The organism is Ruegeria sp. AM9 (assembly GCF_056540565.1).
The window spans coordinates 453,867-469,368 of record NZ_JBQFWY010000001.1 but is presented as its reverse complement, the minus strand read 5'-3'; the positions used below and the strand labels follow the sequence as shown (position 1 = coordinate 469,368).

Genomic DNA, 15,502 nt, shown 5'->3' with positions numbered 1-15,502 from the left:
GAAGGCGGCGACGCAAGCGGTTAGGCGTTGTCGTGTGACCACATCGGCGTGCGGTAGGTCATGCGACGCACCGACCCGGTTTTCGAGCGCATCAGCAGAGTGGTGGTTTCCACCCAACCGGGTTCGCGCTTGATACGCGGCAGCAGCGAGCCACCGGTCACGCCGGTTGCGGCAAAGATCACGTCTGCGGTGACCATCTCGTCGCGTGCATAGACGCGGTCCAGATCGGTGATGCCCGCCTTGGCGGCGCGGCCACGTTCGTCATCGTTGCGGAACAGCAAGCGGCCAAAGATCTGACCGCCCATGCATTTCAGCGCAGCTGCGGCCAGAACGCCCTCGGGCGCGCCGCCCTGGCCCATATACATGTCGATGCCGGTCTCTTCGCTTTCGGCGCAGTGCATGACGCCGGCCACGTCACCATCGGTGATCAGGCGGATCGAAGCACCGGTTTCGCGCACCTCGGCGATCATCGCCTCGTGACGCGGGCGTTCCAGAATGCAAACGGTGATGTCGGCAGGTTCACAGCCCTTGGCTTTGGCCAGCGCTTCGACACGCTCGCGGGGGCTCATGTCCAGATTGACGACACCTTCAGGAAAGCCCGGACCAACGGCCAGCTTGTCCATGTAGACGTCGGGCGCGTGCAGCATTGAGCCGCGCGGGCCCATGGCAATCACGGTCAGCGCGTTGGGCATGTCCTTGGCGGTCAGCGTGGTGCCTTCCAGCGGGTCCAGCGCGATGTCCACGCCGGGGCCTTCGCCGGTGCCGACCTCTTCGCCGATATACAGCATCGGCGCTTCGTCGCGCTCACCTTCACCGATGACGACCACGCCCGCGATATCCAGCAGGTTCAGCTGTTCGCGCATCGCGTTCACGGCGGCCTGATCGGCGGCTTTTTCGTCACCGCGACCGACCAGAGAGGCCGACGCCAGTGCAGCCTGTTCTGCCACCCGCGCAAGGCCCAGAGACAGCAGTCGGTCGTTGAAATCTACTTTGGCAGCACTCATGTTCGGTATCCTCAGGTCAGTAAAGGCGTTTTGTTCGGGATAGCCTGCGTTTCATGCAGGCCGCAAGGGTCAAACCTCTTCAATCCGCAATGCAACGGGTTCTCCGGCCACCACGTCGGTCTCGCGCAGCCCTTCCAGGGCCACGTCCAGCGTGGCGCGCGTGGTCTTGTGGGTCACGATCAGAACTGGCGCGGTGCTTTCGGAATGGCCGTATTGGCGCATCCGGTCGATCGAAACGCCCGCATCGCCCAGAATGGCCGCCACCTTGGCCAGCGCACCGGGTTTGTCGAACAGGGCAAGACGCAGATAATAGGGCGCGGGCAGGCCGGTCACGGCAGGCTGGGCATCTTGCAGTGAGGTCGCGGGGCGGCCAAAGGTCGGGATATGCAGTCCGCGCGCCAGATCGCAGACATCGCCCATCACGGCGCTGGCCGTGGGGCCTTCGCCCGCACCGGGGCCGCGCAGAACAACCTGCTCGACCGCGTCACCTTCGATCACCACCATGTTGGTTCCGCCTTCCAGTTGCCCAAGGGGCGAACTGCTGGGCACTAGGCACGGCTGCATCCGCTGTTCCAGACCACGCGCCGAGCGTTGCGCAACGCCCAGCAGCTTGATGCGATAGCCCATGTCGTCGGCCTGATGGATGTCGTCCAGGCTGATCTGCTGAATGCCTTCGATCTGAATGCCGTCGAAATTCGGCTTGGTCCCGAACGCGATCGAGGACAGCAGCGCCAGTTTGTGTGCAGCATCAATGCCGCCGACGTCGAGGTTCGGGTCAGCCTCCAGATATCCAAGTTGCGCGCATTCCTCGAACAGGGCGTTATAGCCCAGCTCCTGCGACTGCATCCGGGTCAGGATATAGTTGCAGGTGCCGTTCATCACGCCCATGACGCGGGTGATCTCGTTTCCGGCCAGCCCTTCGGTCAGGGATTTGATGACCGGGATGCCGCCTGCCACGGCGGCCTCGAACCGGATCACGCGGCCTGCGGCCTCGGCCTTTTCGGCGAGGTCCTGGCCGTGGATCGCCAGCAACGCCTTGTTCGCGGTGACAACGTCTTTGCCGGTGGCCAGTGCTGCCTCGACCGAGGCTTTGGCGGGGCCGTTCTCGCCGCCGATCAACTCGACAAACACGTCGATATCATCACGTTTTGCCAGCGCCACCGGATCGGTTTCCCAGGCATAGTCGGAAAGGTTCACGCCACGGTCTTTGCCGGCATCGCGCGCCGACACGGCGACGATTTCCACAGACCGCCCCGTACGCGCCCGCAACAGGTCTGCATGGCGGCGGACGATCTTCACGACACCCACGCCAACCGTTCCCAAGCCCGCAATTCCAAGCCGCAGCGCCTGTGTCATCCCGTGGGTTCCTTTCCGCTCGAAAACTTCATCGTATCGGGCCTGCCGCCCGTTCAGCGCTGCCTTAGCGGGTTCGGCGCTAGGGTGCAATGCGTCGCGGCCCGGGGCGGGCCTTGAATCGTTGAGGGTCAGTTGATTTCCGCAGCCTGAAGGTCTTGTGCCTTTTTCTCCAGCGCTTCACGCCGGGCAACAAGATCCTCTTCGACCTCGGCGGCCTCGTTCACCGGGTCAACTGGCGGGCCGAGGCTTTCCTGAATGGGGATAAGCGTAGGATAGCGGGCCGATCTGACGTCGGGCTGCTCACGCCCCTCCAGTTCCGGAAAATCGGCGCATCCGACACAGGCGAGCAGCAGGATCAGCAAAGGCAGGGGCTTCATTCAGAACCCTTTCAAGATCGATTGCAAACGTGATGCACCTTTTATGGCGTTGGTTCAAGCGGGGTTCTATCTGAACAAACGTTCAGATACGCTGCGGGAATGGCACGTACGCAAGGTTCACATTCCGATATCACCGGCCCACGTATCCGAAAGGCAGCGCTGGGGCTGTTTGCCCGTCACGGCTATGCCGCCGTCTCAATGCGTCAGATTGCGGGTGAGGTCGGCGTGCAGGCGGGGGCGTTGTATAACTACACGCCCGACAAGCAGAGCTTGCTGTTCCGTTTGATGCACGAACACATGCAGGACTTGCTGGCAGCCTATGACGCGTTGGATCAGCCGGGCGATGCGTCCGAGGCTTTGCGGCAGTTTGTCGGGTTCCACATCCGCTTTCACCTCCAGCGCCCGGATGAGGTGTTCATCGCCTATATGGAACTGCGCAACCTGACGCCCGAGAATTTTACAGAGATCGAAGCGCTGCGCCGCCGCTATGAAGACGCGCTTGAGGCGATCCTGCGCGCGGGGCAGGCGGCCGGGGTGTTTGATATCGCCGACACCAAGATCGCGACATTGGCGGTGATCGCGATGCTGAACGGTGTGATGACGTGGTATCGCGCCGGCGGACGTCTGTCGCTGGATGAGGTCGAACAAGTCTATTGGGACATGGTCCGCCGGTCGGTTTCGGCCTGATTGGCTTAATGCGCAGGGCGAATGAAGGTGCCGTTGCGCAGCTCTCGAAAGGCTTGCTCAAGCTCGGTTCGCGTATTCATAACGATGGGTCCGTGCCAGGCGACCGGCTCGTTGATCGGCGCGCCTGAGATCAGCAGGAACCGCACACCTTCAGGCCCGGCCTGAACCGTGATTTCATCCCCGGTACCAAACCGGACCAGCGTCCGGTCGCCGGACATGTCGCGGATATTGACCTCTTGCCCGGCGACTTCCTTTTCCAGCAGGATGCCAGAGGGTTGCGAGGCATCGGCAAAGGCAGCCTGACCTTCGAATACATAGGCAAAGGCGCGGCGGTACGTATCGATCTTAAACGTCTTTTTGACCCCCGCCGGAACATGGACGTCCAGATATTGCGGGTCGGCAGCGATGCCGTCGACCGGGCCGGTCTTGCCCCAGAACTGACCTACGATCACGCGCACGGTGGTGCCGTCGTCATCGGTGATCTCCGGGATGTCCTTGCTCTGGACGTCTTGATAGCGCGGCGCGGTCATCTTTTGCGCTTGGGGCAGGTTGCCCCACAATTGGAACCCATGCATCTGGCCTGACGCGTTGCCGGCCGGCATTTCCTGATGCAGAATTCCGGATCCTGCGGTCATCCACTGAACGTCTCCGGCGCCAAGCGTGCCGGTGTTGCCCAGCGAATCCGAATGTTCGACCGATCCGGCCAGCACATAGGTGATCGTCTCGATCCCGCGATGAGGGTGCCACGGAAACCCGGCCTGATAGTCCTGAGGACGTTCGTTCCGGAAGTCATCGAACAGCAGAAACGGGTCAAGCTCGGACGGGTCCTGGAACCCGAACGCGCGGTGTAGCTTTACGCCAGCGCCCTCGATTGCTGAGATGGCTTTCCGGGTTTCCAGAACGGGTCGTAGGGACATAGTGGCCTCCTGAAGCTTTGGTCACCATGTATTTTCGGCCACGACAGCGTCAATCGGCAGAAAAGAACGGGAAATGTGCAAAAATCAGCAGTAGCCGACCCCCTGTTTTTCCCCGCCGAAAGCCGCTAAACCCACAGGAAAACGACAGGGGTTCATATGCAACAAGACATTCTGGCCACTATTAAGCCGTCACCCGCCAGACGTTGGCTTGGCGTCGGGATGCTGAGCATCGTCGGCATTCTGGTCCTGTCGGTGGCACTGGCGCAGCCGCCCGAACCCCTTTGGCTGGTTTTTCTGCTGGTTGTTGGCGGCGCCGCGTTCTGGCTGGCATATCGCATGTGGCACGCAACAAATGACTGGATCGAGCTGACGCAATCTGAACTCCGCACCGGGGCAGGGCACCTGATCGCGAAAGTAGAGGATATCGAGGCAGTTGACCGAGGGGTCTTTGCGTTTAAACCTTCGAACGGGTTTCTGTTGAAAACACGCGTTGGCGGAGAAAACAGCTGGGCGCCCGGACTATGGTGGCGTGTGGGACGCCGGGTGGGCGTCGGCGGCATGACTGCTGCCGCCGAAACCAAATTCATGACGGATGTGCTTAGCTCGTTGTTGCTACATCCACAGGCCCTGCATCCCCTTGACAGAAAATAGGCGAAATATCGGGCGCTTTCACCAGATCAGTAAAGCGCGGTCGGGTGAATACGAAGTTGGTGAATTCATGATCTTTGGTCAACCAACCGGTTTTGAACAACGGGTTATAGTCGTTCAGCGTTTCAACAAGGATCAAAGTGTCCAGATCCGACATCGGGGGCAAATTTTCTTTTATTCTGTCGATGTTGGAGTTGTCCCATGTGCCGACAAACCCGCAGGTTGTGGACCAATGCACGTAGTGACGGTCATCGTCTTCTTGATACATGATGAATGACAAACGCATCTTCAGCGTCGAGTTGTTGTTCACCATCCGCCGCATAACGGTGTACATGGATTGTGCATAGGTGTCGGTCAACTCGTCCGTTTCACGCGAGATAAGGTCACCTACAGTGTACGCAGCTTTTAGGTTGGCGGTATTTTGGCGGAACCCGTCAAAGAACGTGTACCCAAGCGTGATCGACCAGACGAAAATTGGGAAAACCACAATTCCCTCGAATGCGAGGCCGCCATGTTCGCTGCGGGCGAACCGGGCCAGAAATTGCCGGAAACTTAAAAAATAACGTGTCATTTAAGGCTCCTGAACAAAGGCGGTGATCGCCGTTAGCGTGACCAAGCCATCGTCGCTTTGCAAAGCGCGCCCCATCGCGGTGGTCGGGAAAATTGGATCAACTTTGGCACAGGCGCGAAGTATCATCAGTGCGTTTGACGCACCCGCTTCGAAGTTCCGGGCCGGTTTGGCCTCTTCCTCTCTGTTGACGCAATCCGGTTCCACTGGGAAATCCAAGCCGGTAAAGGCGTCCTGAAGGATCATTTCCAGCCTGAGGTTGCGGGAACAGCTTGGGATAATTCCCGCTCTGTCGCAGATATCTTCCTTGATCGTGTCGTGAGTGATCACGGAATCGGTTCCCAGGCGAATATCACGCACGACGATGTCTATTGAGCGTTCCAGCAACGACTGCTGAATCGTGACCATCGAGTATTCGACAGCGCCCATGATGAAGAAGAGATAGGCCGGAAAGATCAAGACAAACTCAACGGTCAGCGACCCGTCTTCAGACCGCTTGAACCGAACGAGTTTCTTTAGAAGCTTGCGGATCATTGTGTCAGCCTCAGTCGTTTGATCGACGAGGCAATGGAGCGGAATGCCTCTTCGAGCGTAAGGTTCTCATCACCCAGATTGCCGGTGCTGTTGACCTCATAAACCATGCTGGGCTTGGTGGCGCAGTTTTCGATCGTGGTCAGACCTGCGTCAGGCGCCTCGAAAGCAATGCCGTAAACCAGCACCCCTTGGTTTTTGATGGCAGAGCAAATGTCATTTGTACGCGTGTTCTTGGTACTTCTTGAAACCGACGAATAGGCATTTGAATACCAGTCGCTGAGCGCGCTGCCGTCCCACGGATAAAAGTTGTTCAGTGCGTTCCAGCGGAGCGATGTGAGAGCGAAAAGCTCTGGGTAAGTCAGGCGAACGGCGGTACCGTCCTCACTGTCCATGTCCCCATAGCGGTGATCCATGTTCCACCGTTCCTGACGAGACCAGTAGTACCGGTTCGGATTTGTTGACATGCGGACGCTGTACTCGCCTTGAACCGTCACCGTTTCCCATCTGCGAGTGTCCCAATTGTACCTGGATTCCTGTTGCGAGTAGTTGGGATTGTACCAAACGGGGGAATTCCCGCTGCGCAACGAACTTCTCAGTTTCCACTGACTGGTGTTGTATCCGTCGGTCATGACGATGATGATCTTTTGAACATCAGACGTGTATTCCTTGGGCCGGTTCGCGAATTCTTTCGGGACGACCGTCGGTGCATCCTCTGCGTCCGAGTCCGGGTCTTTTTTCTGATTTGCCAATTTGGAGATGATGGGCTGGAAAGCGGGATCCACCAGCGCCGCGGCCCATTTCATTCCAATGTCAATTGACGTGTTGCCGCTCGCAGTCAGCGCGTCAATCTGGCCATGAAGTTCCGAAATGTCGTTTGTCACCGGAGTGATCTCACTGCCGGCTCGGGTGGGGCAGGTTGGTCTACGGTTGTGTTCCCACTGGTAGGCAGCGTTGTTCGATCTGTACCGGTCGAAATGGGCCGTACGTTCAAGCACCGTTGCGGGCTTCACGTTGTGTTCTTTGAATTGACTACCCGTGAAGTTCACGCAGTGAGAGTAGTTATGCTCATTGGATACACCTGTGAATTTGCCAAGAATGTTCTCGCCGGCATTTACTTGTGTGGCGTAAGGAACAATCGAGATCGAAATCTTCTCGGGATTTTCCTTTTCGTACATCGTCGTCACAAATTCCTTGGCCGCTTCCCGCAGAACCTGAATCTTGTCTTTCCCAGCCTCGGCAGACGGATCGTCCATCGACCCGGACATGTCGAGAACCAGCGAAATCTCGATCGCGCCCACGGATTCTTCCGCTGTGCTGGTAACCGAAGCCCTAAGCTCGGGGATGCCCGCGAAGTACATGAAGGCCGTTTTGACGACCGCTTCCGCCTCGGCCGTCACCCGTCTTGAGCCAAAACCCGGCGTAACGGCAGGTTCTTTCGTCAACCGGCCTTTGACGCCGGACTTTTTGAAATAGTCTTTGACGACTTCCGCCGGGGGCAGTTCCTGATCCAGGTCGGCGGCCGCCAGAACTGCACGGTCCAGTGTCGCCTGCAGGTTCGCCCTGTCGCGCTCAAAGTGCATCATGTCCACGCCCATGCCAGTCAGCGTGATGATTATGATGAAGCCGGTCAGCACGAAGATCGTGAACACGCCACCATCTTCGTCCCGGGCGAAACGACGAGCCGAAGGAGTGAAGCTCTTGAATTTCTTAGAGCCGTTTCTAAAAACGCGCATTATCATTTTGACGACCTCGCTGAGCAGACATCCAAACTGCCAAGGAAATATTAACTTTCAAAAATTAACGCCGAAACGTGGCGGGATTTAGGCGAAAAAGCCGCCGTCTTGACCGGTTTGCCGGAAAAAGCGGGATAATTTGAGTGCGTTAGGTGCTTCTGTTGTCGTATGGGCGACAATTCCGACAGGGCGATCCGGGGTTGGCGACTCAGGGGGGGCTCGGAAAACGTCCCTCGGGATTTGTCGGTTTTATTTTCGCTTAAATATTGATCGTTTACACAGTGGGTGCGACAAAACGTCAGAACGTAAGTCGTTCGCTGGCACGGAGGATTATATGACGGCCATCACAGAACCCAGCTTTCGAGAGAGTGTGGATCTCATGTTCAACAGGGCAGCGTCCCTGATGGATTTGCCTCCGGGGCTGGAGGAAAAGATCCGGGTTTGCAATGCCACCTACACCGTGCGCTTCGGTGTGCGCCTGCGGGGTGAAATTCATACCTTTACCGGCTATCGTTCGGTTCATTCCGAGCACATGGAACCGGTGAAGGGCGGCATTCGCTACGCCCTGGCGGTGAACCAGGACGAGGTCGAGGCGCTGGCGGCGCTGATGACTTACAAATGTGCTCTGGTCGAAACGCCGTTTGGCGGCTCGAAGGGGGGTCTGTGCATCGATCCCCGCCAATATGAAGAGCATGAGCTTGAGCAGATCACCCGGCGGTTCGCCTATGAACTGGCCAAGCGCGACCTGATCAACCCGTCTCAGAACGTGCCTGCGCCGGATATGGGCACGGGCGAGCGTGAGATGGCCTGGATGGCAGACCAATACGCCCGCATGAACACGACCGATATCAACGCGCGCGCCAGTGTGACGGGCAAGCCGCTGAATGCGGGGGGTATCTCGGGACGGGTCGAGGCGACCGGGCGGGGCATTCAATACGCGTTGCGTGAATTTTTCCGCCACCCCGAGGATGTGCAGAAGGCGGGCCTGTCGGGCAAGCTGGATGGCAAACGCATCATTGTTCAAGGGTTGGGCAACGTGGGCTACCACGCGGCCAAGTTCCTGAGCGAGGAGGACGGCTCGCGGATCGTTGGCATCATTGAATGGGATGGTGCGCTGTACAATCCCGACGGGATCGATGTTGAATCCGTCCGGCAGTGGATCGTGAAGCATGGCGGCGTCAGCAATTACCCGGACGCAACGCATTCGGCCGAGGGGACCGAGGTTCTTGAGGCGGATTGCGATATCCTCATCCCGGCGGCGCTTGAGGGTGTGATCAACCTGTCCAATGCCGAGCGGATCAAGGCGCCGCTGATCATCGAGGCAGCGAATGGTCCTGTGACAGCGGGCGCGGATGAGATTCTGCGCAAGAAAGGCACAGTGATCATCCCGGACATGTACGCGAATGCGGGCGGTGTGACGGTGTCCTACTTCGAATGGGTCAAAAACCTGAGCCATATCCGCTTTGGCCGGATGCAGCGCCGTCAGGAAGAGGCGCGGCACGAGTTGATCGTCAGCGAACTGGAGCGGCTGGACCGTTACCTGGGCGATGCGTGGTCGATGTCTCCGGACTTCAAGGCCAAGTACCTTCGCGGCGCGGATGAACTGGAGCTGGTGCGTTCGGGTCTGGATGACACCATGCGCATTGCCTATCAGTCCATGCGTGAGGTGTGGCACAGCCGCGACGATGTCGAGGACTTGCGGACGGCGGCCTATATCGTGGCCATCGACCGCGTTTCGAAAAGCTATCGCGCCAAGGGGCTTTGAGTTCTAGCTGGGGCGGGCGGGTCTGATCGGTCGCCCCAGCGCAACACGATAGCGAGAGGTGCAAAACGACAATGGCGGGCAAGCCCTGCCAAGGGTAAGCTGCCGCGAAAGAAACGATTCCGGGAGACCCCCATGTTGCGTACCGCCATCGCGGCCCTGTTTCTGGCCACACCTGTGGCTGCTCAGGAAACCAAAGAACAAAGCTGCCAGCATCAGGCCGATGTCGTTGCGGCGATTCAGCAAGCGCGCCTGGATAAGGTAAAGGAACGCGACGTTCCGCAGGCGGTGGCTGATACCAGCCCGACATGGCCCGACAACTACAACAATGCGATTCCTCTGATCACGCCCTGGGTCTATGAACAAAAGATGCGTGACGTCCGCAAAAAAGACCTTGGCGCCGCGTGGCTGGAACTATGCCTGCAGCAATAATCCACAGGACCGACATTTCCCTGTGGACAACCGCGCGTCATCCCCTTGGCGCGCGTTTTCATTTCTGTCAGGTTTGACCCATGTCCCTGCCCCCCGGTTTCCTTGATGAGCTGCGCACCCGGCTGAGCCTGTCTCAGGTCGTTGGGCGCAAAGTCATGTGGGATGCGCGCAAGTCCAATCAGGGCAAGGGCGACATGTGGGCGCCGTGCCCGTTTCACCATGAAAAGACGGCCTCGTTCCATGTGGATGACCAAAAGGGGTTTTATTACTGCTTCGGCTGCCACGCCAAAGGCGACGCGATCAGCTTTGTGAAAGAGACCGAGAACGTCTCGTTCATAGAAGCGGTTGAGATTCTGGCCCGTGAGGCCGGAATGCCGATGCCTGCACGTGACCCAAAAGCGCAGGAGAAGCAGGACCGACGCTCGCAATTGGCCGAAGTGATGGAGCAGGCGGTGCAGTTCTTCCGTCTGCAGTTCAAGACCGGGGCAGGGGGCGCTGCGCGTGACTACCTGACCCGCCGCGGGTTGGGCGCACAGGCGTTGGAACGGTGGGAGATCGGATTTGCCCCGGACGGCTGGCAGGCGCTGTGGGATCATCTGCGTGGCAAAAACGTGGCCGAGGATTTGATCCTCGGGGCCGGGTTGGCGAAGCCTTCGAACAAGGGCAAAAAGCCCTATGACACGTTCCGCAACCGGATCATGTACCCGATCCGCGACCCGCGCGGGCGGTGCATCGCTTTTGGCGGTCGGGCGATGGACCCCAACGACAACGCGAAATACCTGAACTCACCCGAGACCGATCTTTTTGATAAAGGTCGCAGCCTCTACAATCATGGCCCTGCGCGGCAGGCGGCGGGGAAGGGGCAGCCTCTGATCGTGGCCGAAGGATATATGGACGTGATCGCGCTGGCCGAGGCCGGGTTTGGGGCTTCGGTCGCGCCGTTGGGCACCGCGATTACCGAGCATCAGTTGCAACTGCTCTGGCGTATCTCGGACGAGCCGATCATCGCGCTGGATGGCGACACAGCGGGCCTGCGCGCCGCGATGCGCGCCGTCGATCTGGCCTTGCCGCTGCTGGAGGCAGGAAAATCCCTTCGCTTTGCTCTGATGCCCGAGGGCAAGGACCCGGATGATCTGTTGCGGGCCGAAGGGGCGGGCGCGGTGCAGGCCGTGCTGGACGGGGCCATCCCAATGGTCAAGCTGCTGTGGCAGCGCGAAACCGAGGGCAAGGTGTTCGACAGCCCCGAGCGCAAGGCGGCACTGGACAAGGTGCTACGCGACAAGATCAAGCTGATCCGTGATCCCTCGATCCGCTCGCATTACGGGCAGGAAATCAAAGACCTGCGCTGGCAGCTGTTCCGCCCGCAGCGGCAACCTCAGAACCGCCCATGGCAGCCGCGCGGCAAGTGGCAGCCGCAGAAACAGCCGGCAACACCCGGTGCGCGCGCTTCATTCCTGGCGTCATCCGAGGGGGCGGAAATTCAACTGCGTGAAGCGGCGATTCTGGCAATCGCGGCGTTGAACCCGCAGGTCGTCGTGCAATTCGAGCACCAGTTGGAAGAGATGGAGTGCCGTGACCCCGATCACGCGTCCCTGCGCCATGCCATTCTGCGCCATGCGATTGATGACCCGGATCACCTGCAGGACCACATTGCTGAAACTTTGGGGCCGGAAGCCCTTGAAAACCTGCTGGCCCTTCGCCATGTCGCAGTAATCCCCTGTGTGCACAAACCGGGCGACGTTGAAAAGGCCGAGATGACGCTGGCCGAGGAACTCGCAAAGATCAAAGCTCTCAGGGGGTTGGATGCTGAGATTGCCGAAGCTGCAGAGGAACTGTCCGATCTGGCCGATGAGGCGCTGACATACCGGCTGGCCCAGGCCGCCGAAGAGCGCAACCGCACAAGCCGCAGCCAGAACGAGGACAGGGCCGTTTTCGACATCGCCGACAATGGCGCGCGAATCAACCGCGACGAGAAAGACGCGTTCAAGGCAATCACGTCCGGGATCAATTTTGAACGGAAACGCCGCTAAACTGGTGTTTTCGTAAGGCACTGGAAAAGAAAAACAGGTAAACGGGTGGCCGAATCACTTCTACGCGCTAATGATTCGGTACAAACGAATCACCCATCCCTGCAGGAGCATTGAATGGCCGCCAAAGACACGACCGAAGATCGCAAATCCGACGAGCAGGAACAGGAAATCTCGCTGGACATGAGCCAGGCCCAGGTCAAGAAGATGATCGCCGAGGCCCGTGAGAAAGGGTATATCACCTACGACCAGCTCAATCAGGTTCTGCCGCCGGATCAGGTCAGCTCGGAACAGATCGAAGACGTTATGTCGATGCTGTCCGAGATGGGCATCAACATCATCGAAGATGAAGAGGCTGAAGAGGAAGAGAATAAAGGCTCGACCGAACTGACCACCACCGATAGCAATCGCGAGGTTGCGTTGGCCGGGGCCGCCACCGAAAAGCTGGATCGCACCGACGACCCGGTCCGCATGTATCTGCGCGAGATGGGTTCGGTTGAACTGCTGAGCCGCGAGGGCGAGATCGCCATCGCAAAGCGGATCGAGGCCGGTCGCAACACCATGATCGCCGGTCTGTGCGAAAGCCCGCTGACCTTCCAGGCGATCACCATCTGGCACGACGAATTGCTGTCCGAAGATATTCTGCTGCGCGACGTCATCGATCTGGAGGCCACCTTTGGCAACCAGATGGACGAAGACGGCGATGTCGAAGAACCTGTTGTCGACACTTCGGCGGTGCAGGCGTCCAAGCCTGCTAAGGAAACCGGCCCGGAGCTGGACGCCGATGGCAATCCGATTGCCAATGACGATGATGATGACGACGACGATCAGGCCAACATGTCGCTGGCTGCGATGGAAGCGGCCCTGAAAGATCAGGTTCTGACCACGCTGGAACGTATCTCGACCGACTTCTCGATGTTGTCGGAAATGCAGGACAGCCGGATCTCGGCCACGCTGAACGAGGATGGATCGTTCAGCGAAAAGGACGAAGAGACCTATCAGAAGCTGCGCGCTGAGATTGTCGAACTGGTGAACGGGCTGCACCTGCACAACAACCGGATCGAGGCGTTGATCGACCAGCTTTATGGCATCAACCGTCGCATCATGTCGCTGGACAGCGCGATGGTGAAACTGGCCGACCAGGCTCGGATCAACCGTCGTGAGTTCATTGACGCCTATCGTGGTCGCGAACTGGACCCGAACTGGTTGGCCGAAATGGCTGAAAAGCCGGGCCGGGGCTGGCAGATGTTCATCGAACGCTCGACCGCCAAGGTTGAGGAACTGCGCAACGACATGGCTCAGGTCGGTCAATATGTCGGTCTGGACATCAGCGAATTCCGCCGCATCGTTCAGCAGGTTCAGAAGGGCGAGAAAGAGGCGCGGCAGGCCAAGAAGGAAATGGTCGAGGCCAACCTGCGTCTGGTGATCTCGATCGCCAAAAAGTACACGAACCGTGGCCTGCAATTCCTTGATCTTATTCAGGAAGGTAACATCGGCCTGATGAAGGCGGTCGACAAGTTCGAATATCGCCGCGGCTACAAGTTCTCGACCTATGCAACGTGGTGGATCCGTCAGGCGATCACGCGCTCGATCGCGGATCAGGCGCGCACGATCCGTATCCCGGTTCACATGATCGAAACGATCAACAAGCTGGTCCGGACCGGTCGCCAGATGCTGCACGAGATCGGCCGCGAGCCGACGCCGGAAGAACTGGCCGAAAAGCTGCAGATGCCGCTTGAGAAGGTTCGCAAGGTGATGAAAATCGCCAAAGAGCCGATCTCTCTGGAAACGCCGATTGGCGACGAGGAAGACAGCCAGCTGGGCGATTTCATCGAGGACAAGAATGCCGTGCTGCCGCTGGACAGTGCCATTCAGGAAAACCTCAAGGAAACCACGACGCGCGTTCTGGCTTCGCTCACCCCGCGTGAGGAGCGGGTTTTGCGGATGCGGTTCGGCATTGGCATGAATACCGACCATACGCTGGAGGAGGTCGGCCAGCAGTTCAGCGTGACCCGCGAACGTATCCGTCAGATCGAGGCGAAGGCGCTGCGCAAGCTCAAGCACCCCAGCCGATCGCGAAAGCTGCGATCCTTCCTGGATCAGTAAAGTCAAAGGCGCCTCAGATGAGGCGCCTTTTTTCTTACGACCGGTCTCTTCAGGTTGACCAGTTCAACGATCAATTTGGCGGCAACTCACAAGTCTCAGACTCAAGACGTCTTTATATCCTTTGTGTCCACTCATGGGACAGGCCGGGGTGAGGTGGCAACGCCGATGACCCCCGGCCACTCGCTTTAGGGGCTTTTCGGAAAATCCAGACGGCCGCGAAAGGCGCTGGGGGCCTGGCCGGTCCAGCGCTTGAAGGCGGTCGAAAATGCGGGCTGATCCGAATAGCCCAGCGAAAAGGCGATCTCGGACAGGGGCATCCCGTTGGTGATGAAGGTCTGCGCCAGATCGCAGCGCAGATCATCGACGATATCGCGATAGCTCACCCCCTCATCTTTGAGTCGCCGGGCAAAGGTGCGTGGGCTCATCCCTAGATTGGCAGCGGCTTCGTCGGCATTGATGACCGTGCCGGGCAGGGACCGGGTGATCAGCCCTTCGACCTGCGCGCGCAGCTTTTGCTTGGGTGAACGCCGCTCGGCCAATACGCGTTCTCCGTATTCCAGAAGATGCGCTCGCAGGTTCGGGTCATAAGTCGGAACCGGCAAATCCAGCGCCGAAGGTGCGACTGCGATCTCAAGCCGTTCGGCACCGAAAACAACGGGACACCCCGCAAGCTTTTGAAAGTTTTCCTTTTTGTCGCCTACCTCGTGCTGAAACCTGATTTCGATCGGAAAGAAATTTGTTTGCGTCAAGGCGCGCATCCGGGCCAACCCGGTGAACAGCAGGAACTCGGTCCTGCGGTGGTACCGGGCAAAACTGGCGTCTTTCCAATCGGCCTCGATGGTGGCGAAATTTCCGGCAAGCCGGAGGCTGAACATCAACGCAGGGTCAATGATCTTGTGAAACCGGGATGTATTCTCCATCACCTGCCGCAGGTCCCGCGAGTATTTGCTGATATAGGCAGTCAGGCTTGAGGCGGATTTGAACTGCAGCCCTGTCTGAGCCGCAAAGGTGATGTCCCCCAACGCGTCGCAGGCATAGCGTACGAACATGGCTTCCTGCTGGGCGGTATAGGCGGTTGCCGGCGGAGCGATGGTTTCCCGGGTCAGGTTGCATTTTTCAAGGATGTGGTCTGACACTTCGGTGCCATTCGTTCTTTTATCAAGCGCTTGGGTTAGCAGCTGGATGCGGGCGATATCAACTTCCATGACATTTTCCACCGTATTTCAATGCACTCACGCGCCAAAGCGACGGGATGCGCGGCCTCTGTCCAAAGCAAATGTCTGTTGTCTGGAATTCGAAAGGTTTTGGCGCATGAAAACAAGACCCTTGGGTGGATATTCATTATTTTTGG

Annotated in this window: 14 protein-coding genes; 6 read left to right on the top strand and 8 right to left on the bottom strand. The window is 58.7% G+C overall.

Annotation, left to right across the window (positions count from 1 at the left end):
- Positions 1–20: 20 nt before the first annotated feature.
- The 3 genes from glpX to ACR0DO_RS02335 all read right to left on the bottom strand — a co-directional run bounded on the left by glpX (position 21) and on the right by ACR0DO_RS02335 (position 2,737).
- Positions 21–1,004: a class II fructose-bisphosphatase gene (gene glpX / locus ACR0DO_RS02345; protein WP_170441569.1), complete on the bottom strand. Its 984-nt coding sequence runs from the start codon at positions 1,002–1,004 to the stop codon at positions 21–23.
- Positions 1,005–1,073: 69 nt separating this feature from the next.
- Positions 1,074–2,360 carry a homoserine dehydrogenase gene (locus ACR0DO_RS02340; protein ID WP_480556459.1) on the bottom strand — a complete coding sequence of 429 codons (1,287 nt, stop codon included), beginning with the start codon at positions 2,358–2,360 and terminating at the stop codon, positions 1,074–1,076.
- A gap of 128 nt (positions 2,361–2,488) precedes the next feature.
- Positions 2,489–2,737, bottom strand: coding sequence for a hypothetical protein (locus ACR0DO_RS02335; RefSeq protein WP_480556457.1), 249 nt, complete (start codon positions 2,735–2,737; stop codon positions 2,489–2,491).
- A gap of 99 nt (positions 2,738–2,836) precedes the next feature.
- Between ACR0DO_RS02335 and ACR0DO_RS02330 the strand changes: the two genes are divergently transcribed.
- The gene (locus ACR0DO_RS02330; RefSeq protein WP_480556456.1) at positions 2,837–3,424 is read left to right on the top strand and encodes a TetR/AcrR family transcriptional regulator; all 588 of its coding nucleotides are present in this window, start codon (positions 2,837–2,839) and stop codon (positions 3,422–3,424) included.
- Positions 3,425–3,429: 5 nt separating this feature from the next.
- Here ACR0DO_RS02330 and ACR0DO_RS02325 read toward each other — a convergent pair whose 3' ends face one another.
- A complete protein-coding gene (locus tag ACR0DO_RS02325; protein ID WP_480556454.1) occupies positions 3,430–4,341 on the bottom strand; it encodes a pirin family protein in 912 nt (303 codons plus the stop codon).
- Positions 4,342–4,497: 156 nt separating this feature from the next.
- Between ACR0DO_RS02325 and ACR0DO_RS02320 the strand changes: the two genes are divergently transcribed.
- On the top strand, positions 4,498–4,992 hold the full coding sequence (locus tag ACR0DO_RS02320; RefSeq protein WP_480556453.1) for a hypothetical protein: 495 nt from the start codon (positions 4,498–4,500) through the stop codon (positions 4,990–4,992).
- On the opposite strand, the gene ACR0DO_RS02315 is transcribed toward ACR0DO_RS02320, so the two are convergent.
- Genes ACR0DO_RS02315 through ACR0DO_RS02305 form a run of 3 tightly spaced genes read right to left on the bottom strand, consistent with a single transcriptional unit; the run spans position 4,940 to position 7,824 of the window.
- Positions 4,940–5,560: a TadE/TadG family type IV pilus assembly protein gene (locus ACR0DO_RS02315; RefSeq protein ID WP_480556451.1), complete on the bottom strand. Its 621-nt coding sequence runs from the start codon at positions 5,558–5,560 to the stop codon at positions 4,940–4,942. The two genes, ACR0DO_RS02320 and ACR0DO_RS02315, sit on opposite strands and share 53 nt — an antisense overlap.
- On the bottom strand, positions 5,561–6,091 hold the full coding sequence (locus tag ACR0DO_RS02310) for a TadE/TadG family type IV pilus assembly protein (RefSeq protein ID WP_480556449.1): 531 nt from the start codon (positions 6,089–6,091) through the stop codon (positions 5,561–5,563).
- Positions 6,088–7,824 carry a pilus assembly protein TadG-related protein gene (locus ACR0DO_RS02305; RefSeq protein ID WP_480556447.1) on the bottom strand — a complete coding sequence of 579 codons (1,737 nt, stop codon included), beginning with the start codon at positions 7,822–7,824 and terminating at the stop codon, positions 6,088–6,090. The genes ACR0DO_RS02310 and ACR0DO_RS02305 overlap by 4 nt, the downstream gene beginning before the upstream one ends.
- Before the next feature lie 334 nt (positions 7,825–8,158).
- Between ACR0DO_RS02305 and ACR0DO_RS02300 the strand changes: the two genes are divergently transcribed.
- The 4 genes from ACR0DO_RS02300 (at position 8,159) to rpoD (ending at position 14,151) form a co-directional block, all read left to right on the top strand.
- Positions 8,159–9,589: a Glu/Leu/Phe/Val family dehydrogenase gene (locus tag ACR0DO_RS02300; RefSeq protein ID WP_480556445.1), complete on the top strand. Its 1,431-nt coding sequence runs from the start codon at positions 8,159–8,161 to the stop codon at positions 9,587–9,589.
- A gap of 132 nt (positions 9,590–9,721) precedes the next feature.
- The gene (locus ACR0DO_RS02295; RefSeq protein ID WP_480556443.1) at positions 9,722–10,018 is read left to right on the top strand and encodes a hypothetical protein; all 297 of its coding nucleotides are present in this window, start codon (positions 9,722–9,724) and stop codon (positions 10,016–10,018) included.
- An 80-nt stretch (positions 10,019–10,098) separates the two neighbouring features.
- Positions 10,099–12,048 (top strand): DNA primase, encoded by a 1,950-nt coding sequence (gene dnaG / locus ACR0DO_RS02290; protein ID WP_480556441.1) that lies wholly within the window; start codon positions 10,099–10,101, stop codon positions 12,046–12,048.
- Positions 12,049–12,162: 114 nt separating this feature from the next.
- On the top strand, positions 12,163–14,151 hold the full coding sequence (gene rpoD, locus ACR0DO_RS02285) for an RNA polymerase sigma factor RpoD (protein WP_170441606.1): 1,989 nt from the start codon (positions 12,163–12,165) through the stop codon (positions 14,149–14,151).
- 185 nt (positions 14,152–14,336) lie between these two features.
- On the opposite strand, the gene ACR0DO_RS02280 is transcribed toward rpoD, so the two are convergent.
- On the bottom strand, positions 14,337–15,356 hold the full coding sequence (locus tag ACR0DO_RS02280; RefSeq protein ID WP_480556439.1) for a helix-turn-helix domain-containing protein: 1,020 nt from the start codon (positions 15,354–15,356) through the stop codon (positions 14,337–14,339).
- Positions 15,357–15,502 lie beyond the last annotated feature (146 nt).